We start from the raw sequence: 22,449 nt of genomic DNA on the forward strand, positions 1-22,449 counted from the left end.
TTAGCAATAACCTTACCTGGTGCGGTCTGGCAGAAATTTGTAAATAAGCCGCTGCCGTTGATTCGTCCGGGGGTGATGGCAATAATTGATTCTGAGTGCTACAGGTTGTATAAGAATTTTAACTCACGCGGCAGAAATTGTTAAACTGCCGTACCTGATTGTTATATTTATGGAACGAATAAATTGTGAACTATTTCAAAGTTAGTGCTTTAACCGTAATTTTATCTTCATCTCTGGCTTCAACCCTGGCCGAGGCCAACCCCTTAACCCTCGGGGCTTCTGTTATCTACAGCCAGAGCCCGTATAAAGGGGGGCAGAACCGCTACTACCCTTTACCCATCATTAATTATGAAGGTGACAGCTTCTACGTTCGTAGCTTTCAGGCCGGGTACTACCTTTGGAATGACAAACAGGATCAGCTGTCGCTGACCGTGCTGGGTTCACCGGAAAATTTCAAAACCAGCGACACCGATAACAAGCAGCTAAAGAAGCTTGATAATCGCCATATGACCGCGATGGGCGGGCTTGCTTACCGTCATACCAGTGACTGGGGCATCCTGCGCACCGTGGTCGCGGGCGATCTGCTTGATAACAGCAACGGCATTATCTGGGATCTGGCCTATCTTTATCGCTTCCAGATGGGCGATCTCAGCCTGACGCCGGGTATTGGTGCGCTGTACAGCAGTAAAAATCAAAATGACTACTACTACGGCGTCTCCAGACGCGAATCGCGCCGTAGCGGACTTAGCAGCTATGACGCCGGGGATAGCTGGAGCCCCTATCTGGAGCTGACCGCCGCCTATGCAATTAATCAGAGCTGGAACGCCTCGCTATCAGGCCGCTACACCCGTCTGAGCAGCGAAGTAAAAGACAGTCCGATGGTCGACAATAATTCCCAGGTCATGCTGTGGACGGGCGTTAGCTACACGTTCTGATCGCCATTCATTGCACCGAAAAAGGGCGCTTTGCGCCCTTTTGCACGACAGTCACCCCCCAAAAGAGTGCAGGAGAAATACATGAGCTCATCCATTAATTTTTCAAACGAGATTACCCTGCCTTCCATCGGTCAGGGGAGCTGGTATATGGGCGAAAATAGCGACCACCGTAAATCAGAAGTCGCCGCTTTGCAGCACGGACTCGAACTGGGTTTGAACGTAATTGATACGGCTGAAATGTATGCTGACGGCGGAGCAGAGGAAGTGGTTGGCGAAGCATTGCAGGGAAGAAGGGACAAGGCCTGGCTGGTCTCAAAAGTCTATCCCTGGAATGCCGGGGCGGAGAGCGCTATTGACGCCTGCGAACGCAGTTTGCGGCGGCTGAAAACGGATTATCTCGATCTCTACCTTCTTCACTGGCCGGGCAGCATTCCGCTTGAGGAAACCATCACCGCTATGCAGCGGCTCCAGCAGGCGGGCAAAATCAGGCACTGGGGCGTCTCCAATTTCGACAACAGCGATCTTCAGGACCTGCTGACAGAAGAAGGGGGAGCGGACTGCGCGGCTAACCAGGTGCTTTACCACCTGGCCTCGCGCGGAATTGAGTTCGATCTTCTGCCTGCCTGTCAGCAGCGCGGCATTCCGGTGATGGCCTACTGCCCGCTGGCGCAGGCGGGGCGTCTGCGTCACGATTTGATGAATAACCCTGTGCTGGCAGACATTGCACAGCAAAAGCTTATCAGTGTAGCCCAGCTGCTGTTGGCCTGGGTGATTCGACAGCACGGCGTGATGGCCATCCCCAAAGCGGGATCGGTGCAACACGTTGACGAGAATGCGGCTGCGTTAAAAGTGGTGCTGAACAGCGAGGAGCTGACGCTGATGGACCAGGCCTTTCCACCGCCGGCCAGCAAGGTGGCGCTCGACGTCGTTTAAGCCATGCCAGTCGCCGGGTCGCGCTCGACGTCGTACAAGCCGGGCCTGATGCAGGGTCGCGCTCGACATCGGACAAGTTGGCTCAGACGCCGGGTCGCGTTAAGCGTTAGTTAAACCCGATCGGGTAGCAAGGAGGCAGTACGGGACTGGAACCTGGTGAGGCGGTCCCTTTTTTACTGCCTCACTGCGTATCGTCAGGCGTTTCTACGCACTTTGATGGTGGTAGCCAGCCGTGAGGGACATTCGTCAGAACTCTTCATTGCGGATGAGATACGCGCCGTTTCCACGCACACCATCGTTCTGTAACCCTCATTGGCCATGTCTCCCATGCTGCATGAAAGCGCAGGGCCAGGATTCCACGTGACAACGTCACTATGATGATGGTGATACACTTCAATAGTGCGCTGACCAGAGGTATCGGTGATAACGCTACAGTCTTCAGGTTGGGTATACACCCGATCGACGCGATCGGGGTAGGTTTGCCTGCCGGATGCAGAGTTTCCCTCAGCCCCGTCACTGACCTTATCAATATAGGGGTGGCCCAACCCACTCACTTCAACACCGGCGATGTCGGCAACGTTAAAGTAGCTGTGCAGTGCGGCAGTTGCCTCAAAGTCTCCGTGCGCCTCCAGTTCAATTTCGAGGCGATCGCTGAAGCGGAAGCGTGCAATCAGGGTGAAATCATGTGGCCAGAGCTTCTTCGTGCGCTCGTCACTTTCCAGGACGAAGGTCAGCATCACGCTCTCTTCATTCTCATCGTGTGCCGACAGCGTCCACGGCAGGCTACGCGCAAAGCCATGAGCGGGTTCACCTGCCGGACCAAACCATGGCCAGCAGATGGGTACGCCGCCCCGTATGGCTTTCCCGGCAGTGAAGGCCGTTTTCTCGCTAAGCCAGATGACGGGCTTTTCACCGCCTGGCTGCCAGGCAATCAGATGCGCGCCCTGTAGGGTGATGGCTGCCCTGACTTTTGGATGAACGATGGTCAAAAGGGGCAGGTCGCCCATCTTTCTCTGCGAAATATAGGGTGTGATCTGGTCAATAACCGCCAGGGAAAAGAGTTTTTCGCTCATGAGGAAACCTTTTTCAAGCCGATAAAAAAAGGGCGACCGGAGTCGCCCTCATTAGTCCTTCACCTGCTTATTTAGCAATGTGAGAGATCAGATCCAGAACTTTGTTTGAATAGCCCGTTTCGTTGTCATACCAGGCAACCAGTTTGACGAAGGTGTCGCTCAGAGCGATACCTGCTTTGGCATCAAAAACAGAAGTCAGAACTTCGCCGTTGAAATCGGTAGAAACCACGTCATCTTCGGTGTAGCCCAGAACGCCTTTCAGTTCGCCTTCAGAAGCCGCTTTGATTGCATCACAAATTTCTTTGTAAGAGGCAGGCTTAGCCAGACGAGCAGTCAGGTCAACCACGGAGACGTTCGGCGTAGGCACGCGGAAAGACATACCGGTCAGTTTGCCGTTCAGCTCAGGGATCACTTTACCTACGGCTTTTGCTGCGCCGGTAGAAGAAGGGATGATGTTCTGAGATGCGCCACGACCGCCACGCCAGTCTTTGTGAGACGGGCCATCAACGGTTTTCTGGGTTGCAGTGGTTGCATGCACGGTGGTCATCAGTGCTTCAACGATGCCGAACTTATCGTTGATCACTTTTGCCAGCGGTGCCAGGCAGTTAGTGGTGCAGGATGCGTTAGAAACGATGTCCTGGCCGTCGTAAGACTTGTGGTTCACGCCCATAACAAACATTGGGGTGTTGTCTTTAGAAGGACCGGTCAGTACGACTTTCTTCGCGCCAGCCTGAATGTGCTTACGTGCGGTTTCGTCGGTCAGGAAGATACCGGTTGCTTCAGCAACAACGTCAACGCCGATTTCGCCCCATTTCAGGTTAGCTGGATCCCTTTCAGCGGTAACACGAATGGTTTTGCCGTTAACAACCAGATGGCCGTCTTTGACTTCTACAGTACCGTCGAAACGGCCGTGGGTAGAGTCGTACTTCAGCATGTATGCCATGTACTCGGCGTCCAGCAGATCGTTAATTGCAACGATTTCTACATCGGAACGCTGCTGAGCAGCACGGAAAACGATGCGACCGATACGGCCAAAACCATTGATACCTACTTTGATAGTCATATATTCCACCAGCTATTGGTTAGTGAATAAAAGGTTGGCTGTAAAATTACAAAAACCTTACCAGGCGTCAAGCGGAATCGCTTCAATTGTTGCGACAAATCAAACCTGAGAACAGGAATAATTTATCTGAAAGCCTGATTCGCGCCACCCGTTAGAACCTAATCTTGGGCCTTCCTGCACGAATATAAAGGGTCAGGGGTATCAAAGGGTGATCTGAATCACATAATCGACTGCTTTTACTTTCAGATATCTCTGTAAGCGAAAAAACCCCCTGACGTTGTCAGGTATTTGTTAGAATGTTAAACATTATCCCGGACACACCGCCAGAGAGTATTGATATGGCTAACAAACATCTGAACCCAGAAACCGATTTAAACGAAGTACAGCGTTATGTCACTCAGGAGCACGGTACCGAGAGACCCTTTACCGGCAAGCTGTTACATAACAAAGGCGAGGGTCTGTATCACTGCCTCGTGTGCAATTCGCCGCTGTTCCTGTCGGAAACCAAGTACGACTCAGGCTGCGGCTGGCCCAGCTTTTATCAGCCCGTAAGCGATGATGCTATTCGCTACATTGAAGATGACTCGCACGGTATGCAGCGCATTGAGATCCGCTGCGGCAGCTGTGATGCCCACCTGGGGCACGTCTTTCCGGATGGCCCTCAGCCTACTGGCGAGCGCTACTGCGTCAACTCCGCTTCGTTAAGCTTTTCTGACGAAGAAGGCAACAATATTAAAGGATAGCCACAATGGTTCTGGATGAGATGATTAATGCCATGACGCCCGATGTTTACCAGCGACTGCTGACTGCCGTTGAAACGGGTAAATGGGCCGACGGCGTCGCGCTGACTGACGCGCAGAAAGAGAACAGCCTGCAGCTGGTTATGATGTGGCAGGCGAAATATAATGAGCAGCCGCAGCATATGAGCATTGGCAAGGGGGGCGAAATGGTGACAAAAAGCAAAAAAGAGCTTAAGGAAGCATTTGGCATCGTTGATGACACTGTCACCCGCATCAGGCTGCAATAAATTATTCCTGGAGGAATAATCGTTGGGGGTTCACGGCAGGCTCCCCCGGTAGTTCCCGGCAGTAAGCTTTAGAGGAGCGTTCCTTCAGCCTCAATAAGCCGTGCGCCGCTGGCTACCAACTCCGCCAGTGCCCGCTCGCTGTCGTCCGGTTCCAGATTTACCCCCCGGCAGCCCGCGACAACCACGCTGACGCTGTAGCCCAGTCTTAGCGCATCCAGCACGCTGTATTTTACGCAGTAATCTGTCGCCAGGCCCATCACCGTCAGCGCCGTCACTCCCTGCGATTTCAGCCAGCTATCCAGCCCGGTCTGGCTGCGCTGGCCATTATCGAAGAAGGCACTGTAGCTATCTGTGCGGGGGTGTGTTCCCTTGTGGATTTGCTGGGTGATAAGAGTGCGATTGAGCTCCGGGTGCAGTTCTGCGCCCCAACTCCCCTGAACGCAGTGATCGGGCCACCAGACCTGAGTCAGCCCGTCGAGCTTCCCCAGGGTCCCGGGCGCTTCTCCGGCAATGGAGGCAAAGCTGCCGTGATTATGCGGATGCCAGTCGAGCGTGGCGACCACCGGCTGACCACGCTGGTGAAAACGCAGCGCAATCTGATTTGCCACGGCAATAACCGCATCACCTTCGTTCACGGCCAGCGCGCCGCCCGGACAAAAGTCATTCTGTAAATCAATCAGTAACAGTGCCTGCTGCGTTTTCATTATTTACCTCTATTTCTCGTCAGGCGTCAGTTCACCGCGCAGATTTACCTGCATCAGCTGGCGTACCCTGTCGCTTGAAAGTCCCTGTGACAGTAAAAAGTGGAGCTTGGTTAGTGTCGCCTCAACCGTTAAATCGTAACCGCTGACGACCCCAGCAAGCGCGAGCGCGTTGCCGGTCGCATAACCCCCCATATTCACTTTACCAGACATACACTGAGTCAGGTTGATAACCACTATCCCCCGCGAGGAAGCCGCTTTAAGTTCCTTCAGGAAGGCAGGATTTTGGGGGGCATTACCCACGCCATAAGAGCGCAGGATCAGCGCCTTTACCGGCTGCAGCAGAAAATTGCTCACCACATCTGCTGAGATACCCGGATATATCGTCACCACGCCAACCGGCTGCGGGGTAATTGGATGCACGATCAGCTCACCCTCGCCGTGGGGAGCTGGCGGGGTGTTCAGACGTCGGATATGAATACCGGCTTCAAGCAGCGGGGCCAGGTTAGGCGAGGCGAAGGCATTAAAGCCATCGGCATGAGCCTTGGTCGTGCGGTTACCGCGATAAAGGGTATTGTTAAAAAATAGAGAGACTTCATTGATCGGGAAGTTGGCCGCCACAAAGAGTGCATTTAACAGATTCTGCTGCCCGTCGGAGCGAAGTTCCTCAAGCGGGATCTGTGACCCTGTCACGATTACCGGTTTGGCGAGGTTTTCCAGCATAAAAGAGAGCGCAGAGGCGGTGAAGGCCATGGTATCGGTGCCGTGCAGGATCACAAAGCCATCATAGCGATGGTAGTTCAGACGAATATCATCGGCGATGATCTGCCAGTCCTGCGGGGTCATATCCGATGAGTCAATCAGTGGCTGATACTCATGGATGGTAAAGTCAGGCATTTCGGCGCGATGAAACTCAGGCATATTTGCCAGCTGGGTCTGCAGATGCCCCGATACCGGAATATAGCCCTGGGAAGAACGCTGCATGCCTATGGTTCCACCGGTATAGGCTACGTAGATAGATTTCTTTTGCATGTATAAGCTCTGGCCTGTCGTACAGGCGCATGACAGGAATAGGGGTAAAGGCAGCCCGACGTGATGCCGGGCTGCCACCGGGTTATTTCACCTGACCACAGGTCAGGCAGATGGCATAGCGATTTTGCGGATCGTTAAGGTTATCAAACAGGCCGGGCTGATTTCTCATCGCTGCCATGGTGTCCATAACCGGCGCAGGCAGCCACACCTTCAGGACGTCAGGGAGCGCGGCGCGAATGGAAACATCCATCTGACTGAACAGCATATCAAGCATGCCCGGATCGTCCTGATACCAGTTTAGCTGGGGCTGTTGCAGCTTAGCCAGCTCGGCCGCTTTGGCAACGGCATCGTCAAAGTCGCCCAGCGCGTCAACCAGTCCGTTTGCTTTGGCATCGCTGCCCGTCCAGACGTGACCCTGAGCAATCTGGTCGATCTGCTCCGGCGTTTTATGACGGGCCTGTGCCACCAGATCGAGGAAGTTTTTATAGCCGTTCGCAATGCTCAGCTGCATCATCTGCTGAACTTCAGGCGGGAGCGCCTTAGTGGTAGCCACATCGGCCAGCGGCGAGGTAGACACGCCATCCGTATGAACGCCAATCGCACCGAGCGAGTTTTCGACGGTATTGATAACCCCGAAAATCCCAATCGAGCCGGTCAGGGTATTCGGGCTGGCAATGATGTAGTTGGCCGGGGTGGAAACCCAGTAGCCACCTGATGCTGCCAGACCCCCCATGGAGACGACCACAGGTTTACCAGCTGCCTTCGCCGCTGCCAGCTCTTCGCGAATGGTTTCAGAGGCCGTTACGCTGCCGCCGGGGCTGTTAACGCGGAAAATGATAGCTTTAATCTTCGGATCCAGACGTGCCTGACGGATTTCCATCGCGGTGGTATCGCCGCCCACGCTGCCCGCCGTCTCTTCGCCATCCATAATCGCGCCGTTAGCCATAATCACCGCGATATTGCCGTCGGCTGACTGCTTATCTTTGACCTGATAGTCGTAAATGCTGGTGCCGTTGAAATCTTTTGCCTCTTTATCCCAGCCGAACACTTTCGTCAGCTGCTGATCAACCGCTGAGCGCGAAGCTAACTCATCCACCAGCCGGGCATTTTTGGCATATTCAGCCGTGTCTCCGCCGGTTTTCTGAAGTGCGTCGAGCAGGCCCTGCGCACCCGGGAAAACCTGGTCCGGGGTGATCTGACGGTTGGCCGCCAGGGTATTGAGATAGTTCTGCCACAGCTCGCCCATCCAGCGGCTATCCGCCTCGCGGGCGGCCGGAGACATATCATCACGCAGGAATGGCTCAACCGCCGACTTATAAGTACCCACGCGGAAGACGTGTGAAGAGACCTTCAGCTTATCCAGCAGTGACTTATAGTAGAGCCCGTTAGTGGCAAAACCGTGGATATCAACCGTACCCTGCGGCGAGAGATAAATTTTATTGGCGAAGCTGGCAAGGTAGTACTGTGCCTGGCTATAGCTGTCACCGGTGGCGTAAATCTGTTTACCGCTGTCGCGAAACTCGCGCAGGGCCTTACCCATATACTGGAGCGAGGGCTGATCGGCACCGGCGAAATCGCGTAGATCGAGCACCATGCCGGTAATATTGTCATCGCCTTTCGCCTGACGAATGGCATCCACCACGTCAAACAGCGAATTCTCTTTCAGACGGTTACTATTGGTGCCCAGCAGCTGGCGACCAATTTTGCTGAGCTTATTGCTGACGGAGGGCTTATCCACCACCGTACCTGTTAAATCGACAATCAGCGCGCCTTTAGGGGATTGCTCTGGCGTGGAAGGGCGGCTGATCTGGAAGTAGATCCCGATACACACCAGAATTAATACCACCAGGAACAGGTTAAGAATGACCTCACGGACGAAATTCAGCAGTCGCCAGGTCCATTTAAAAAAACCAGCAATTGCTCGCCACAATGTGCGCATATTATCTCCATAATCGCGGTAATAAAGCCCGTTTCACCGGGTGCGAAAGCGCACCAACGTCGAAAGCGGAGCAGGATGGTGACATCCTAATTAGCAAGGGCGCTATTGTCAGCAGGAAAAAGCGCCATGCTGTAACAAATCATCATCCTGTGCTAGTTTCTGCTAAATCAGAATCATTATCAGGAGAAATTTATGGATGCGCTGGATTTAGTGGTAAACCGTCGTTCGGCCTCACGACTCAGCGAACCGGCGCCTGCAGGTGAAGCGCTGGAGAATATTCTTCGCGCCGGTATGCGCGCGCCCGATCACGGTACGCTCCAGCCGTGGCGATTTAGTATCATAGAGGGCGAGGGGCGCGAGCGCTTCAGCCAGCTGCTGGAATCAACGGCCCGCCAGGATAATATGGATCTAAAGGCCATTGAGAAGGCAAAACAGTCCCCGTTTCGCGCACCGATGATCATCACCGTTGTGGCGCGCTGCGAGGACCATCCGAAGGTGCCACGCTGGGAGCAGGTGGTTTCCGCGGGCTGCGCGGTCATGGCAATGCAGATGGCCGCGCTGGCGCAGGGGTTTAATGGCGTCTGGCGCACCGGCGCATGGACTGAGCATCAGGTGGTGCGCGAGGCGTTTGGCTGCCGTGAGCAGGATAGTCTGGTAGGTTTTTTATACCTTGGCACACCCCAGCTCAAATCTTCTACCACCGTTTTTCCACCTGACACTGCGCCGTTTGTCAGTTATTTCTGAGTGACACCAGCGCGCAATACCTCCAGGCTTGTGATCCGCCCTGCAGTTTGTCGCGATAATAAGCAAACGGAGAGGCAATTATGCGCCCGGACTTACCACGCTTATCCTGACAGGTTACCATTGCGGGCCATGATACCCACGGCCTCGCAGCAGGGCAGTTGAGATGCACGCCAGCGTATTCTGGCGTCATCGGGTGAACTGATGCCGCCTTAAGCCGGGCGTACAGTAACAAAATTGTAAGTTAAGCAGGATGTCACTTCGCATGCGTTTGTTTATTGCCGAAAAACCCAGCCTTGCCCGCGCGATAGCGGATGTCTTACCTAAGCCGCACCGCCGGGGCGAGGGGTACATTGCCTGCGGCCCCGACAATATGGTGACGTGGTGCGTCGGGCACCTTCTGGAACAGGCGCAGCCGGACAGCTATAACAGCCGCTATGCGCGCTGGTCGCTGGCCGACCTGCCGATTGTCCCGGAAAAATGGCAGCTCCAGCCGCGGCCTTCGGTGGCTAAACAGCTCAATGTGATCAGAACGCTGCTGGAACAGGCCACTGAAGTGATCCACGCCGGTGACCCGGACAGGGAAGGACAGCTGCTGGTGGACGAGGTGCTGGATTATCTGGCGCTGCCGGCAGGTAAGCGCGAAAAGGTGCAGCGCTGCCTGATTAACGATCTCAACCCCCAGGCGGTAGAACGGGCAGTGGGGCGGCTGCGTGAAAATCGCGAATTTATCCCGCTGTGCGTCTCTGCGCTGGCGCGGGCGCGGGCTGACTGGCTTTACGGCATCAATATGACCCGTGCCTACACGCTGCTGGGGCGCAATGCAGGCTACGATGGCCTGCTGTCGGTCGGTCGGGTGCAAACGCCGGTACTGGGCCTGGTGGTGCGGCGGGATGAAGATATCGAAGGCTTCGTACCAAAAGATTTTTACGAGGTTAAGGCGCATATTGTCACGCCTGCTGATGAGCGCTTTGTCGCACTATGGCAGCCCAGCGATGCCTGCGAATCCTGGCAGGACGAAGAGGGGCGTTTGCTGCACCGCCCGCTGGCAGACCATGTGGTGGCGCGTATTGGCGGTCAGCCTGCTCACGTCAACGGCTATAACGACAGGCGGGAAAATGACACGGCACCGCTGCCGTTTTCCCTTTCCACGCTGCAAATTGAGGCGGCGAAGCGCTTCGGCCTCAGTGCGCAGACCGTGCTTGATACCTGCCAGAAGCTTTACGAAACCCACAAGCTGATCACTTATCCCCGCTCGGACAGTCGTTACCTCCCGGATGAGCACTTCGCCGGACGTCATGCCGTTCTCAACGCGATAGGGGTGCATCAGCCCGATCTGCAACCACCCGCCGATTTTGACAGCGACCGCAAAAACCGCTGCTGGGATGATAAAAAAGTGGATGCGCACCATGCAATTATCCCAACGGCGCGTGGCGGCACCCTTCGTTTAAGTGAAAACGAAAGCAGTATCTACCGGCTGATCGCCACGCAGTATCTGATGCAGTTTTGCCCCGATGCCGTCTACCGCAAATGTGTGATTGAACTTGATATAAACGGCGGGAAATTTATGGCGAAGGCCCGTTTTCTTGCCGAAGCGGGCTGGCGCGCGCTCCTGGGCAGTAAAGAACGGGATGAAGAGAATGACGGTACGCCGCTACCGGTGGTGGCAAAAGGCGATGAGCTACTCTGTGAACGTGGAGAAGTGGTCGCAAAACAGACGCAGCCGCCCAGACCCTTTACCGATGCCACGCTTCTCTCAGCGATGACCGGCATTGCGCGCTTCGTTCAGGATAAAGATCTAAAGAAAGTGCTGCGTGCGACCGATGGTTTAGGAACAGAGGCTACGCGTGCCGGGATCATCGAGCTGCTTTTCAAACGGGCTTTTTTGTTTAAGAAAGGACGCTATATTCATGCCAGTCCCGCCGGGCGAGCGCTGATCCACTCGCTGCCAGAGATGGCAGCCAGACCGGATATGACTGCCCAGTGGGAGTCCACGCTGACTAAAATCAGTGAAAAGCAGTGCCGCTATCAGGATTTTATGATGCCGCTGGTAGAGACGCTGCATAATCTGATTTCGCAGGCCCGGCAGCAGCCCGCCGTGCATGCTTTTCGTGGTCTTCCTGCGGCAGAAAATCGAAAAAAACCGGCGCGTCGCAGGGCGTCCAAAGCGAAGGAAACCGAGTAATGAGAAGAAACGCCGTAGTGATGTTGTTTACTGCACTGCTGTTCAGCGGTCAGGCAGCGGCTACCAGCCAGAGCCTGCACCTTGGCGGCAGCCAGGGCAGTGACGTGAACAGTGAATACGGGGCGGGCGGCGGCTATGCGCCCGCAGGAAGAAATAATACCGGCGTGGTGGTGGAGATGCCGCCTGAGGCGTGGACCCAGGGGCAAAACAGCAATCAGCCACCGTGCCTGCGCTGCTGCACCTGGGAGAATCGCAGCTATACCGAAGGATCGGTAGTGAAAATGGAAGGGGTACTATTGCAGTGCCGTCGTGACGAACGTTCGGTCGGCACTAATAACCTGACCTGGCAAACGCTGCATCAGAATTAACGTTAATCGGGTGCCTGTGCGTCAGACAGGCTGGTGTTCAAACCAGTAACGCGTTACCGGGTGCCGGTCAGGTAGATCTGCTTTTCTGTTGATTAACGCATAACCGGGCATTTGCCCGGTCAGATTAACGGACTAATCAAAACTAAACTGCGCCCAGACCGGTGCATGGTCGGAGGGTTTTTCCATTCCGCGAATGTCATAGTCTATACCGGTTGCTACGCAGCGTTCGGCCAGTGGCCTGCTGGCCAGCAGCAAATCAATACGCAGACCGCGATTATCATCAAAGCCCTTTGAGCGGTAATCGAACCACGAAAAGCGGTCGTTCACCTCAGCGTTCTGCGCCCGCCAGGTATCCACCAGGCCCCAGCCCATCAGCCTGTCCATCCATTCCCGTTCTTCAGGCAGAAAAGAACACTTACCGGTCCGCAGCCAGCGCTTACGGCTATCTTCACCAATGCCGATATCGGTATCGGCAGCGCTGATATTCATATCACCCATGATTAACACCTGATTGGTGGGCTTCTGCTCAGTCTCCAGCAAGTTTTGCAGGTCGCGATAGAATTTTTCTTTTGCCGGGAATTTGGTCGGGTGGTCACGGCTTTCACCCTGGGGGAAGTAGCCGTTAATCACCAAGATCTTTCCTGCCGGACTGGGGATTTCGGCCATGATCAGGCGACGCTGGGCTTCTTCATCATCTCCCGGGAAACCACGTCTGACAGTGAGGGGTTCGGCTTTCGTTAGCAGGGCTACACCGTAGTGACCTTTTTGCCCATGATAAAAGACGTGGTAGCCGTGGCTGGCGACCTCATCAAGCGGAAACATATCGTCGTGAACCTTGGTTTCCTGCAGGCCGATAACGTCAGGCTGATGCTGCTCAATGATGGCGGCTAGCTGGTGAGGGCGGGCGCGCAGCCCATTGATATTAAAAGAAACAAATTTCATGGCGGAGGCCGTTTTTACGAAGGAATAAGCCCGGATGGTAGCAGAGTCTGGCGGTATATGTCATCCGCCATGCTAACGCTCACCTGTCGCATTTTCTGACGGAGCAGGTTAGTTGTAGACGAAAATTTGTGCGTGGATAATGGGGTAGCATATGTAGATAAGGGGTAGCATACGTAGATGAGGGGATAACATAGGTGGCAGAGGGGTAACATACGCAAATAAGGCAGGTGGCATACGCGGATATAGCAGCATGTGTATGGGGCAGTATGTCAATGGGTAACGGCAGGAAACGGGATTAAGCGGGGCTATCATAATGGTGGTGGGGGAAGGATTCGAACCTTCGAAGTCGATGACGGCAGATTTACAGTCTGCTCCCTTTGGCCGCTCGGGAACCCCACCAGGGGTAGCGTATAACACAATCAAATCTGAAACTTCTCATCCTTTACCTTGCGGTGCGGGATGGCTTGAAAAAGGCTATCAATGAACGGCAGTGCGAATGGTGGTGGGGGAAGGATTCGAACCTTCGAAGTCGATGACGGCAGATTTACAGTCTGCTCCCTTTGGCCGCTCGGGAACCCCACCACTGGCCTTGCTTGCCTGATATGTTTACTCAAGCGGGGCGCATCATATCAGATGAAATACGGGTGTAAACCCCGCGCGCCCCGAATATCAACCGTTTGCCGTTTTTTTGCCCTGACTGCTGCATTGTCAGTCAAAAAAGCCTTTTACGCCATTACAGGCCGGGCCATTACAGGATAATCGTGCGGTTGCCATACACGAAAACGCGCTGTGCCAGCACCTGATAAAGCGCGCGACTCAGTGCGTTTTTTTCAACGTCACGTCCGGCGCGCATCATATCTTCGGCCGTATAGTTGTGATCAACGTGGATGACGTCCTGAATAATAATAGGCCCTTCATCAAGGTTATCATTCACGTAGTGCGCCGTGGCGCCGATAATTTTCACACCACGTTCGTAGGCCTGGTGATAAGGACGGGCACCGATAAAAGCAGGCAGGAAGGAGTGGTGAATATTGATTATCTGGTTAGGGTAGCGCTGAACAAACTCCGGCGTCAGTATGCGCATATATTTAGCCAACACCACGTAATCGGGCTGAAAGCGATCGATTTCCGCAGCCATATTGTTATCGTGCTGGTCGCGGGTCAGACCTTCATGACTCTGGAAGATAAAGGGAATATCAAAGCGCTCGACCAGCGTGCGCAGGGTTTCATGATTGCCAATGACCGCTGCGATCTCAACATCCAGTCCGCCGTAAGCGCTTTTCATCAGCAGATCGCCCAGGCAGTGCGCTTCCCGGGTCACCAGAATAACGATGCGGCGACGTCCGGCAGAATTAAGCTCACGTATCGAACCCTCAGGCAGTGCGCTGTCCAGATCGGCCAGCAGCGTCGTGTCGTTAAATATGCCTTCCAGTTCGGTACGCATAAAGAAGCGCCCGGTACGGTGATCGACGAACTCATTGTTCTGCACAATATTCAGCTCGTGCTTATAGCAAATATTGGTGATTTTTGCGATCAGCCCTTTGGCATCCGGGCAGATTGTTCTTAAAACTTTTCGTTGCAGTGTTTGCGGGTGCATTGCGATGGGGGTCCTGTCGAAGCAATTCTTGTGTTAATGGCTAAGGCTACTGGCCGCAGCATTTCTTAAATTTTTTACCTGAGCCGCAGGGGCAGCGGTCATTTCGCCCCGTTTCAGGGAATATTCCGTCGATATAGTACCAGCGTTGTTCCTCACGAAGAAAGCGTGAACGTTCGCTGATAAAGCTATGACACTGATTTTCAGAGAATCTGGCAAAAAAAGTAACAAACCCTTCAGAAGAATCCCGTGGTTTTTTTGCTTCAATAATATGTAAACTTAACCACCGGGTAGTTACAAAGCTCGCTTCAAGCGCCGGGCGAAAGCCCTCGGCGCCGCAGGAAGGGTGCCAGGTCGCGATCAAATAATCTGCATTTTGCATTGCATAAGCGGTATAGCGCGAACGCATCAGCGTTTCAGGCGTTGGGGCTATCGCCATATCGTTTAGATAGGGGTGGCAACATAGGCTATACTCCAATCCGCTACAGCAGGGGCAAGGGTCTGACACATTGACTCCGATAGAAAAATTAAGATGCTGATTTAAAACCAGGGCACCATGGTAACCGAGCAGCAGGGATGATGCTATTTGTAACTCAAGTCAACGCCAGAGGTGGGATGAGAAAGGTTAAAATCGGACTGGCGCTAGGTTCAGGCGCTGCCAAAGGATGGGCTCATATAGGCGTTATACATGCGCTGGAAAGGGCAGGTATAAAAATCGATGTCGTTGCGGGCTGTTCCGTCGGCGCGCTGGTTGGTGCGGCTTATGCCAGCCATCGGCTGCCACTGATGGAGACCTGGGTCCGGTCATTCAGCTACTGGGATGTTATCCGCTTGATGGATTTCTCATGGCGTCGCGGTGGGTTGCTCAGAGGCGAACGCGTGTTCAATCATGTCAGGCGGCTGGTTCAGCATGACAAAATCGAGCAGTGCGCGCTGCCTTTTGGCGCTGTCGCCACGAATCTTAGCACGGGTCGTGAACTCTGGCTTACCGAAGGAGATTTGCATCAGGCCGTTCGTGCCTCCTGCAGCATGCCGGGTCTGCTTGCGCCCGTTAGCTGGAATGGCTACTGGCTGGTGGACGGTGCGGTGGTCAATCCGGTCCCCATCTCTCTGACACGGGCGCTGGGAGCAGATATCGTCATCGCCGTTGATCTGCAGCATGATGCGCACCTGATGCAGCAGGATCTGCTGTCCGTTACGCCCGGAGATCAAGAAGAGGCCAGCCAGTCGGTTAATAGCTGGGGAGGAAGGCTACGACAAAGCCTGGTGAAAAAGGTGCAGCGCAAAGTTAATCAAAGCCCGGGCGCGATGGAAATAATGACAACATCCATTCAGGTGCTGGAGAATCGCCTTAAGCGGAACCGCATGGCTGGCGATCCACCGGATATACTGATACAACCCTTTTGCCCGCAAATTTCCACGCTGGACTTCCACCGCGCGGAAGAGGCAATTGAAGCCGGCAGGCTGGCCGTTGAGAAGAAAATGGATGAATTACTTCCCCTGGTCCACCAGAATGCGCTGCCGGATGTTTGAATGAGAATACGTAAGGTAATTCTGACGGGCACGGATGTTGATTATGAGCCACTATTGAGTTATCTGCTGTGTGAGGGGGGATAATGGACAAACCATTAACGGGGAAACAGATTCTGATTGTTGAAGACGAGGTCGTTTTCCGCTCTCTTTTGGACAATTTTCTTATTGCGCTTGGCGCGACAAACATACTGGCAGATGATGGACTGCAGGCGCTGGAAAAAATGAACCAGCTAACACCCGACCTGGTTATCTGCGATCTTGCTATGCCCAAAATGAACGGGCTTAAACTGGTAGAACATCTGCGCAGCAAAGGCAGCGCGGTGCCTATTCTGGTTATCTCCGCGACCGAAAACATGGCGGATATCGCGCGGGTGCTGCGCCTGGGCGTTCAGGACGTGCTGCTGAAACCGCTCAAAGATCTGGACCGGCTGCGGGAGGCGGTTTACGAATGCCTCTATCCCTCTATGTTTACCTCTAAAGTGGAAGAGGACGAACAGCTGTTTCAGGACTGGGATGCGCTGGTTAGCGATCCTCAGGCCGCCGCCAAATTGCTCAAGCAGCTACAGCCGCCGGTGCAGCAGGTTATCGCCAACTGCCGTATCAATTACCGCCAGCTGACGATGGCCGAGCAGCCGGGACTGGTCCTGGATGTGGCAGCCCTGTCTGAAAAAGATTTGGCTTTCTACTGTCTGGACGTCACGCGCGCAGGTGACAACGGCGTGTTAGCCGCGCTTCTGCTGCGGGCGTTATTCAACGGGTTACTCCAGGATCAATTATCCGGCCAGGCTCCGCGTCTGCCTGAATTAAACGGCCTGCTAAAACAGGTTAATCTGCTGCTTCGGCAGGCTAACCTCAAGGGACAATTTCCTTTGCTGGTTGGCTACTACCATCAGGGTTTAAAAAATCTGATTTTAGTTTCCGCGGGTTTAAACGCCACGCTCAACGTTAACACCCATCAAATTCAGCTGAGTAATGGTATTCCCCTTGGCACGCTGGGTAGTACGCATCTTAACCAAATAAGCCAGCGCTGTGATACGTGGCAGTGCCAGGTATGGGGCGCGGGCGGCAGACTGCGCCTGATGTTGACGACGGAATAACCGTTTAAGGGTTTATTTTGCGCTGTGTCGGATTAGCAGGACCAAAAATTGGCTTTACACTTGGGTAATAATCTTAATTTGCGTTGAAATGGTTCAACCAGGATAAATCCACCCGTATACAACTGGTATACTCATCTCGTTTTTAAACTCGACATATCAAGTAATAACTTGAACGGCCTAAAGAGAGGTACTTTGATGTCTGCCTATAAGTCTAAAGTAAAAAAAGCGGTAATCCCTGTAGCAGGTTTGGGTACGCGTATGCTGCCAGCAACCAAAGCAATTCCTAAAGAGATGTTGCCGCTGGTTGATAAGCCGTTAATTCAGTATGTCGTTAATGAGTGTATCGCAGCAGGCATTACCGAGATTGTGCTGGTTACGCACTCGTCTAAAAACTCGATTGAAAACCATTTTGACACCAGCTTCGAGCTTGAAGCTATGCTGGAAAAACGCGTTAAGCGCCAGCTACTGGAAGAGATCCAGTCTATCTGTCCTCCACACGTCACCATTATGCAGGTGCGTCAGGGCCTGGCAAAGGGTCTGGGCCATGCAGTAATGTGTGCCTATCCGGTTGTCGGCAATGAGCCTGTGGCCGTTATTCTGCCTGACGTAATCATTGATGAGTACGAATCAGATCTGGCAAAGGATAACCTCGCCGATATGATGCGTCGCTTCGATGAAACCGGTCACAGCCAGATCATGGTTGAGCCAGTGGCAGACGTAACCGCCTACGGCGTTGTTGATTGCCAGGGTGCAGAGCTCAATGCGGGTGAAAGTGCGCCTATGGTTGGCGTCGTTGAGAAACCAAAAGCGGATAAAGCGCCATCTAACCTGGCCGTTGTGGGCCGCTATGTGCTGTCTGCGGATATCTGGCCTCTGCTGGCTAAAACCCCTCCGGGCGCTGGCGACGAAATTCAGCTTACTGACTCCATCGCCATGCTGATGGATAAAGAGACGGTTGAAGCCTACCACCTGAAAGGCATCAGCCATGACTGTGGCAACAAACTGGGCTATATGCAGGCTTTCGTAGAATACGGCGTACGTCACAATACGCTGGGCAGCGACTTTAAAGAGTGGCTTGAAAGCACTGTTGGCAATAAAAAATAAGTTTAATTTCTAACCGGGACAATTCAATGAAAGTCACCGTATTTGGTATCGGCTATGTTGGTCTGGTTCAGGCTGCGGTTCTGGCCGAAGTCGGACATGACGTTCTTTGCATCGATGTCGACGAAAATAAAGTCGAAAATCTGAAGAAAGGGATCATTCCAATATTTGAGCCAGGCCTGACGCCGCTGGTTATGCAGAACTATGAGGCAGGTCGCCTCAGGTTCACCACCAACGCGGAAGAGGGCGTTAACCACGGCGTGATGCAGTTTATTGCCGTGGGTACACCACCGGATGAAGACGGCTCTGCCGATCTGAAATACGTTACTGCCGTTGCGCGAACCATCGCGCAGCATATGAATAGCCACAAAGTGGTGATTGATAAGTCAACCGTGCCCGTGGGTACCGCTGACAAAGTGCGTGCAGTAATGGAAGAAACGCTGAAAACCCGTGGTGCTGAGATCGCGTTTGATGTGGTATCTAACCCGGAGTTTCTGAAGGAAGGTGCAGCAGTCAGCGATTGCATGCGTCCTGAGCGTATCGTGGTCGGTACGGATAATGATGAGGTGGTGGAACTGCTGCGCGAGCTTTATGAGCCGTTCAACCGTAACCACGATCGCATGATCCTGATGGATATCCGTAGCGCTGAGCTGACCAAATATGCGGCTAACTGCATGCTGGCCACCAAAATCAGCTTTATGAATGAAATATCCAACCTGGCAGAGCGTCTGGGTGCAGACGTAGAGAAAGTTCGTCAGGGTATTGGTTCAGATTCCCGTATTGGCTACTCGTTTATATATCCAGGCTGCGGTTACGGCGGTTCGTGCTTCCCGAAAGACGTTCAGGCCCTGATCAGAACCGCAGAACAGATTGGCTATAAGCCGCGCCTGCTTCAGGCGGTAGAAGACGTGAACGACTCGCAGAAAACCAAGCTGCCTGCCTTTATCAAACGTCATTTCGGTGAGAATCTGCAGGGTAAAACCTTCGCGCTTTGGGGACTGTCCTTTAAGCCAAACACCGATGATATGCGTGAGGCTTCCAGTCGCGTGCTGATGGAATCTCTCTGGCAGGCGGGTGCATCCGTGCAGGCGTTTGACCCGGAAGCGATGGATGAAGCACAGCGTATTTACGGCCACCGCAGCGACCTTAAGCTGATGGGAACCAAAGAAGCGGCCCTGCAGGGTGCTGATGGTCTGGTTATCTGTACCGAATGGCAGAACTTCCGCGCGCCAGATTTCGACGTAATTAAAAATGCCCTGAAAGAAGCGGTGATTTTTGATGGTCGTAACCTGTATGATCCTGAAAGAGTCAGCAAACGCGGGTTTGTTTATTATGCAATCGGCCGCGGTGCTTCAATACAAATTGCATAATTAACGAGGGCAGTATGAAATATCTGGTTACCGGCGCAGCAGGCTTTATAGGGTATCACGTTGCACAACGCCTGCTTGCTGCCGGTCACCAGGTTGTCGGTATCGACAACCTGAATGACTATTATGATGTAAACCTCAAGCTGGCCCGCCTGGCGTTAATTCAATCCTCTGACTTTACCTTTATCAAATGCGATCTCGCCGACCGCGAGGGTATTGCCCAGCTGTTTCGCAACGAAGGATTTGACCGCGTCATCCATCTGGGCGCACAGGCTGGCGTACGTTATTCGCTGGAAAATCCTCTGGCCTATGCCGACGCTAACCTGATTGGGCATCTGAATATTCTTGAGGGATGCCGGCATCATCAGGTGGGGCATCTGCTGTACGCCTCTTCAAGTTCGGTATATGGTCTTAACCGCAAGCTGCCATTTTCAACAAATGACAGCGTGGACCATCCCGTATCGCTGTATGCGGCGACGAAGAAAGCCAATGAGCTCATGTCCCACTCCTATTCTCATCTGTATGGTATTCCAACCACTGGCCTGAGATTTTTCACCGTCTATGGGCCGTGGGGGCGTCCGGATATGGCACTGTTTAAATTTACCCGTGCTATGCTCGCCGGTGAGAAAATTGACGTCTATAACAACGGTCAGATGCGACGTGATTTCACCTATATCGATGATATTGCTGAAGCCATATTTCGCCTGCAGGACGTTATCCCGCAGCCCGATCGGGAATGGACGGTGGAGGAGGGTAATCCTGCGAGTAGCTCAGCGCCTTACCGTGTTTATAACATCGGCAACAGCCAGCCGGTTACGCTAATGGCCTATATTGAGGCGTTAGAAAAAGCACTGGGTATTAAAGCCGACAAAAATATGATGCCTATGCAGCCCGGCGATGTATTGGAAACCAGTGCGGATACGGCTGCACTCTTCGACGCGATTGATTTCAAGCCCCAGACGGGCGTGGAGTCCGGCGTCCAGCGTTTTGTTAGCTGGTATCGTGAGTTTTATAAGGTTTAACCGCAGGCAGTAAATAAAAAAGGAAGCTCATGGCTTCCTTTTTTTGTGGCTATCTGAAACGCCACAGAGAGTTGAATCTTGACACCATTAAAATGTGGCCTGCAACGTAGACACGTTTAAATGCCGTCAGACTTCAATTTACAGCAGAAAATCATCGAGAGATTTGCCGTCATCAAGAGCTTTCTTGATTACAGCGGGCGTACGACCCTGGCCGGTCCAGGTTTTGGATTCGCCATTCTCATCAATATATTTATATTTAGCTGGACGTGCAGCCCGCTTCGTTTTACCCGGTGCTTTAACAGCCGCCAGCGTTGACAGTAATTCGTTAGGATCAATACCGTCTGCAATCAGCATTTCACGATATTGCTGCAGTTTGCGGCTGCGTTCTTCATTCTCTGCCTGAGCATGGCTCTCTTCTTCGCGGCGCTCGTTAACAACAACTTCTAACTTTTCCAGCATCTCTTCCAGAGTTTCAAGCGTACATTCTCTGGCTTGCGCACGCAGGCTACGAATGTTGTTCAGAATTTTAAGTGCTTCGCTCATTGTCTAAATCTCAAAATTATAAAAAAGTGGGGGGCTGTTTGCCTGATAATAATAGAGGGCGTTGATCCTAACTGCAATAGATAATTTTGTAAGGAATTCAGAATAACAAGTCATTCTTGCGTTTACTGCTCTTAATAATGCAGTAAGGAAGTAAATTGAAAGGCAATATCACCCGGTAACCCACCATGCTGACAGCCGCCATTTAGTAGATAAACAGCCTGTAAATTACCTGTTTGTGACAGTATATTAGATCGCCTTTTCAGCGGGTATACCGGCTAACTATTAGAACAGTCTGCGGGTAATCTCAGCTTACATATCATTTATTACTAAGCTATTGCGCGGAAATTGTTAAAGTGACTGTCCTCAACGCAGCTTACAGCACGGGCCTGTCCACCCCGGGTTCAGATCTGAACCTCTTCTGTAGATTATAAGCCTCAGCGCTAAGGTGTCGCGGTTCGCCGCTCGGGGGAGGTGTGATATACTTTACGGCTTACCACGCAACCTGTATCCGGAGTCGAGCAAAATGGCTCAGCTGTATTTTTATTATTCTGCTATGAATGCAGGTAAATCAACTGCCCTGTTGCAGTCATCCTACAACTATCAGGAGCGAGGGATGCGCACGCTGGTCTATACCGCTGAAATAGATAATCGTTTCGGGGTGGGTAAGGTCAGTTCCAGAATTGGACTTTCATCTCCAGCAAAATTGTATAATAACGAGACTGCATTGTTTGACGAAATTAACGCTGAGCAGAGTATTGAACCCGTTAACTGCGTGCTGGTAGATGAATGTCAGTTCCTGACCCGCGATCAGGTTAAGGCGCTTTCCAGAGTAGTAGATAATCTTGATATACCTGTACTGTGCTATGGCTTACGTACAGATTTCCGGGGAGAGTTATTTACCGGCAGCCACTACTTACTTGCCTGGTCAGATAAGCTGGTTGAATTAAAAACCGTTTGCCACTGCGGGCGTAAAGCCGGAATGGTATTAAGGCTGGACCAAAACGGGGCACCTTTTAAAGAGGGTGAACAGGTGGTCATTGGCGGAAATGAACGCTATGTTTCCGTCTGTCGTAAGCATTATAACGCGGCAATCGAACAGGGCTGTCTACTGGCTATTCACGGTAAAACCGACAATAAGGGCAGTAGCTGATCACCGTTATTTTAGCAGCCAGGTATATGAATAGCCTGCTTCTTATTTCTGTGGTCTATTAGTTTTATTGAACATTACTGGAAAAAACCCGCCAAAAGCGGGT

The 22,449-nt window shown here is 52.8% G+C and carries 22 protein-coding genes and 2 tRNA genes; 13 read left to right on the forward strand and 11 right to left on the reverse strand.

The window, feature by feature from the left end; all coding sequences use genetic code 11:
- Nucleotides 1-185: 185 nt before the first annotated feature.
- The gene (locus tag ACLRGG_RS04340; RefSeq protein ID WP_416248585.1) at nucleotides 186-935 is read left to right on the forward strand and encodes a MipA/OmpV family protein; all 750 of its coding nucleotides are present in this window, start codon (nucleotides 186-188) and stop codon (nucleotides 933-935) included.
- Between the two features lie 81 nt (nucleotides 936-1,016).
- Nucleotides 1,017-1,868, forward strand: a complete 852-nt coding sequence (locus tag ACLRGG_RS04345) for an aldo/keto reductase (protein WP_416248586.1) — start codon at nucleotides 1,017-1,019, stop codon at nucleotides 1,866-1,868.
- A 194-nt stretch (nucleotides 1,869-2,062) separates the two neighbouring features.
- Here the strand turns inward: ACLRGG_RS04345 and ACLRGG_RS04350 are convergent, their stop codons facing one another.
- Together ACLRGG_RS04350 and gapA are read right to left on the reverse strand one after the other, a co-directional pair.
- On the reverse strand, nucleotides 2,063-2,941 hold the full coding sequence (locus ACLRGG_RS04350; RefSeq protein WP_416248587.1) for a D-hexose-6-phosphate mutarotase: 879 nt from the start codon (nucleotides 2,939-2,941) through the stop codon (nucleotides 2,063-2,065).
- Nucleotides 2,942-3,008: 67 nt separating this feature from the next.
- Complete coding sequence (gene gapA, locus ACLRGG_RS04355; protein ID WP_345827716.1) at nucleotides 3,009-4,004, reverse strand: glyceraldehyde-3-phosphate dehydrogenase; 996 nt, start codon at nucleotides 4,002-4,004, stop codon at nucleotides 3,009-3,011.
- Between the two features lie 338 nt (nucleotides 4,005-4,342).
- On the opposite strand from gapA, the gene msrB reads away from it, so the two are divergent.
- Together msrB and ACLRGG_RS04365 are read left to right on the forward strand one after the other, a co-directional pair.
- Entirely contained in the window at nucleotides 4,343-4,747 is a 405-nt protein-coding gene (gene msrB / locus ACLRGG_RS04360; RefSeq protein ID WP_416248672.1) for a peptide-methionine (R)-S-oxide reductase MsrB, read from the forward strand.
- Between the two features lie 5 nt (nucleotides 4,748-4,752).
- Nucleotides 4,753-5,031 carry a YeaC family protein gene (locus ACLRGG_RS04365; protein WP_416248588.1) on the forward strand — a complete coding sequence of 93 codons (279 nt, stop codon included), beginning with the start codon at nucleotides 4,753-4,755 and terminating at the stop codon, nucleotides 5,029-5,031.
- A gap of 68 nt (nucleotides 5,032-5,099) precedes the next feature.
- Here ACLRGG_RS04365 and pncA read toward each other — a convergent pair whose 3' ends face one another.
- From pncA to sppA, 3 genes are all read right to left on the reverse strand, one after another.
- Nucleotides 5,100-5,735, reverse strand: coding sequence for a bifunctional nicotinamidase/pyrazinamidase (pncA, locus tag ACLRGG_RS04370; RefSeq protein WP_416248589.1), 636 nt, complete (start codon nucleotides 5,733-5,735; stop codon nucleotides 5,100-5,102).
- Nucleotides 5,736-5,744: 9 nt separating this feature from the next.
- The gene (gene ansA / locus ACLRGG_RS04375) at nucleotides 5,745-6,764 is read right to left on the reverse strand and encodes an asparaginase (protein WP_416248590.1); all 1,020 of its coding nucleotides are present in this window, start codon (nucleotides 6,762-6,764) and stop codon (nucleotides 5,745-5,747) included.
- A gap of 82 nt (nucleotides 6,765-6,846) precedes the next feature.
- Nucleotides 6,847-8,703 (reverse strand): signal peptide peptidase SppA, encoded by a 1,857-nt coding sequence (gene sppA, locus ACLRGG_RS04380; RefSeq protein WP_416248591.1) that lies wholly within the window; start codon nucleotides 8,701-8,703, stop codon nucleotides 6,847-6,849.
- 192 nt (nucleotides 8,704-8,895) lie between these two features.
- Here sppA and ACLRGG_RS04385 point away from each other — a divergent pair, with 192 nt between their 5' ends.
- The 3 genes from ACLRGG_RS04385 to ACLRGG_RS04395 all read left to right on the forward strand — a co-directional run bounded on the left by ACLRGG_RS04385 (nucleotide 8,896) and on the right by ACLRGG_RS04395 (nucleotide 11,997).
- Complete coding sequence (locus ACLRGG_RS04385; protein ID WP_416248592.1) at nucleotides 8,896-9,447, forward strand: NAD(P)H nitroreductase; 552 nt, start codon at nucleotides 8,896-8,898, stop codon at nucleotides 9,445-9,447.
- A 262-nt stretch (nucleotides 9,448-9,709) separates the two neighbouring features.
- On the forward strand, nucleotides 9,710-11,629 hold the full coding sequence (locus ACLRGG_RS04390) for a DNA topoisomerase III (RefSeq protein ID WP_416248593.1): 1,920 nt from the start codon (nucleotides 9,710-9,712) through the stop codon (nucleotides 11,627-11,629).
- Nucleotides 11,629-11,997, forward strand: coding sequence for a DUF1496 domain-containing protein (locus ACLRGG_RS04395; RefSeq protein WP_416248594.1), 369 nt, complete (start codon nucleotides 11,629-11,631; stop codon nucleotides 11,995-11,997). The genes ACLRGG_RS04390 and ACLRGG_RS04395 overlap by 1 nt, the downstream gene beginning before the upstream one ends.
- Nucleotides 11,998-12,129: 132 nt before the next feature.
- Here ACLRGG_RS04395 and xthA read toward each other — a convergent pair whose 3' ends face one another.
- The 5 genes from xthA to ACLRGG_RS04420 form a co-directional block, all read right to left on the reverse strand.
- Nucleotides 12,130-12,939 (reverse strand): exodeoxyribonuclease III, encoded by an 810-nt coding sequence (xthA, locus tag ACLRGG_RS04400; protein WP_416248595.1) that lies wholly within the window; start codon nucleotides 12,937-12,939, stop codon nucleotides 12,130-12,132.
- Nucleotides 12,940-13,253: 314 nt separating this feature from the next.
- A tRNA-Tyr gene (locus ACLRGG_RS04405) sits at nucleotides 13,254-13,338 on the reverse strand.
- Between the two features lie 98 nt (nucleotides 13,339-13,436).
- Nucleotides 13,437-13,521: transfer RNA gene (locus tag ACLRGG_RS04410), tRNA-Tyr, on the reverse strand.
- A 166-nt stretch (nucleotides 13,522-13,687) separates the two neighbouring features.
- Nucleotides 13,688-14,536: a formyltetrahydrofolate deformylase gene (purU, locus tag ACLRGG_RS04415; RefSeq protein WP_416248596.1), complete on the reverse strand. Its 849-nt coding sequence runs from the start codon at nucleotides 14,534-14,536 to the stop codon at nucleotides 13,688-13,690.
- Between the two features lie 46 nt (nucleotides 14,537-14,582).
- Entirely contained in the window at nucleotides 14,583-15,041 is a 459-nt protein-coding gene (locus ACLRGG_RS04420; protein ID WP_416248597.1) for a YchJ family protein, read from the reverse strand.
- Between the two features lie 107 nt (nucleotides 15,042-15,148).
- Between ACLRGG_RS04420 and rssA the strand changes: the two genes are divergently transcribed.
- The 5 genes from rssA (at nucleotide 15,149) to ACLRGG_RS04445 (ending at nucleotide 20,653) form a co-directional block, all read left to right on the forward strand.
- Entirely contained in the window at nucleotides 15,149-16,066 is a 918-nt protein-coding gene (rssA, locus tag ACLRGG_RS04425) for a patatin-like phospholipase RssA (protein ID WP_416248598.1), read from the forward strand.
- A gap of 83 nt (nucleotides 16,067-16,149) precedes the next feature.
- Complete coding sequence (gene rssB, locus ACLRGG_RS04430; protein ID WP_416248599.1) at nucleotides 16,150-17,163, forward strand: two-component system response regulator RssB; 1,014 nt, start codon at nucleotides 16,150-16,152, stop codon at nucleotides 17,161-17,163.
- A gap of 195 nt (nucleotides 17,164-17,358) precedes the next feature.
- Nucleotides 17,359-18,267, forward strand: coding sequence for a UTP--glucose-1-phosphate uridylyltransferase GalU (gene galU / locus ACLRGG_RS04435; RefSeq protein ID WP_416248600.1), 909 nt, complete (start codon nucleotides 17,359-17,361; stop codon nucleotides 18,265-18,267).
- Between the two features lie 26 nt (nucleotides 18,268-18,293).
- Nucleotides 18,294-19,634 (forward strand): UDP-glucose dehydrogenase family protein, encoded by a 1,341-nt coding sequence (locus ACLRGG_RS04440; RefSeq protein WP_416248601.1) that lies wholly within the window; start codon nucleotides 18,294-18,296, stop codon nucleotides 19,632-19,634.
- Nucleotides 19,635-19,648: 14 nt separating this feature from the next.
- Nucleotides 19,649-20,653 carry an NAD-dependent epimerase gene (locus tag ACLRGG_RS04445; protein ID WP_416248602.1) on the forward strand — a complete coding sequence of 335 codons (1,005 nt, stop codon included), beginning with the start codon at nucleotides 19,649-19,651 and terminating at the stop codon, nucleotides 20,651-20,653.
- A gap of 138 nt (nucleotides 20,654-20,791) precedes the next feature.
- On the opposite strand, the gene hns is transcribed toward ACLRGG_RS04445, so the two are convergent.
- On the reverse strand, nucleotides 20,792-21,196 hold the full coding sequence (gene hns, locus ACLRGG_RS04450) for a histone-like nucleoid-structuring protein H-NS (protein ID WP_067701407.1): 405 nt from the start codon (nucleotides 21,194-21,196) through the stop codon (nucleotides 20,792-20,794).
- A gap of 523 nt (nucleotides 21,197-21,719) precedes the next feature.
- On the opposite strand from hns, the gene tdk reads away from it, so the two are divergent.
- Nucleotides 21,720-22,346, forward strand: a complete 627-nt coding sequence (gene tdk / locus ACLRGG_RS04455) for a thymidine kinase (protein ID WP_416248603.1) — start codon at nucleotides 21,720-21,722, stop codon at nucleotides 22,344-22,346.
- The last annotated feature ends 103 nt before the right edge of the window (nucleotides 22,347-22,449 follow it).

The sequence above is a fragment of the Erwinia sp. PPS120 genome (assembly GCF_047918655.1).
Classification (GTDB): Bacteria; Pseudomonadota; Gammaproteobacteria; order Enterobacterales; family Enterobacteriaceae; genus Erwinia; species Erwinia tasmaniensis_A.

Excerpts from the sequence above, each read along its gene's own strand:
- ACLRGG_RS04345 (WP_416248586.1), top strand. The coding sequence starts at position 1,017 with ATGAGCTCATCCATTAATTTTTCAAACGAGATTACCCTGCCTTCCATC.
- ACLRGG_RS04350 (WP_416248587.1), bottom strand. The coding sequence starts at position 2,941 with ATGAGCGAAAAACTCTTTTCCCTGGCGGTTATTGACCAGATCACACCC.
- gapA (WP_345827716.1), bottom strand. The coding sequence starts at position 4,004 with ATGACTATCAAAGTAGGTATCAATGGTTTTGGCCGTATCGGTCGCATC.
- msrB (WP_416248672.1), top strand. The coding sequence starts at position 4,343 with ATGGCTAACAAACATCTGAACCCAGAAACCGATTTAAACGAAGTACAG.
- ACLRGG_RS04365 (WP_416248588.1), top strand. The coding sequence starts at position 4,753 with ATGGTTCTGGATGAGATGATTAATGCCATGACGCCCGATGTTTACCAG.
- pncA (WP_416248589.1), bottom strand. The coding sequence starts at position 5,735 with ATGAAAACGCAGCAGGCACTGTTACTGATTGATTTACAGAATGACTTT.
- ansA (WP_416248590.1), bottom strand. The coding sequence starts at position 6,764 with ATGCAAAAGAAATCTATCTACGTAGCCTATACCGGTGGAACCATAGGC.
- sppA (WP_416248591.1), bottom strand. The coding sequence starts at position 8,703 with ATGCGCACATTGTGGCGAGCAATTGCTGGTTTTTTTAAATGGACCTGG.
- ACLRGG_RS04385 (WP_416248592.1), top strand. The coding sequence starts at position 8,896 with ATGGATGCGCTGGATTTAGTGGTAAACCGTCGTTCGGCCTCACGACTC.
- ACLRGG_RS04390 (WP_416248593.1), top strand. The coding sequence starts at position 9,710 with ATGCGTTTGTTTATTGCCGAAAAACCCAGCCTTGCCCGCGCGATAGCG.
- ACLRGG_RS04395 (WP_416248594.1), top strand. The coding sequence starts at position 11,629 with ATGAGAAGAAACGCCGTAGTGATGTTGTTTACTGCACTGCTGTTCAGC.
- xthA (WP_416248595.1), bottom strand. The coding sequence starts at position 12,939 with ATGAAATTTGTTTCTTTTAATATCAATGGGCTGCGCGCCCGCCCTCAC.
- purU (WP_416248596.1), bottom strand. The coding sequence starts at position 14,536 with ATGCACCCGCAAACACTGCAACGAAAAGTTTTAAGAACAATCTGCCCG.
- rssA (WP_416248598.1), top strand. The coding sequence starts at position 15,149 with ATGAGAAAGGTTAAAATCGGACTGGCGCTAGGTTCAGGCGCTGCCAAA.
- rssB (WP_416248599.1), top strand. The coding sequence starts at position 16,150 with ATGGACAAACCATTAACGGGGAAACAGATTCTGATTGTTGAAGACGAG.
- galU (WP_416248600.1), top strand. The coding sequence starts at position 17,359 with ATGTCTGCCTATAAGTCTAAAGTAAAAAAAGCGGTAATCCCTGTAGCA.
- ACLRGG_RS04440 (WP_416248601.1), top strand. The coding sequence starts at position 18,294 with ATGAAAGTCACCGTATTTGGTATCGGCTATGTTGGTCTGGTTCAGGCT.
- ACLRGG_RS04445 (WP_416248602.1), top strand. The coding sequence starts at position 19,649 with ATGAAATATCTGGTTACCGGCGCAGCAGGCTTTATAGGGTATCACGTT.
- hns (WP_067701407.1), bottom strand. The coding sequence starts at position 21,196 with ATGAGCGAAGCACTTAAAATTCTGAACAACATTCGTAGCCTGCGTGCG.
- tdk (WP_416248603.1), top strand. The coding sequence starts at position 21,720 with ATGGCTCAGCTGTATTTTTATTATTCTGCTATGAATGCAGGTAAATCA.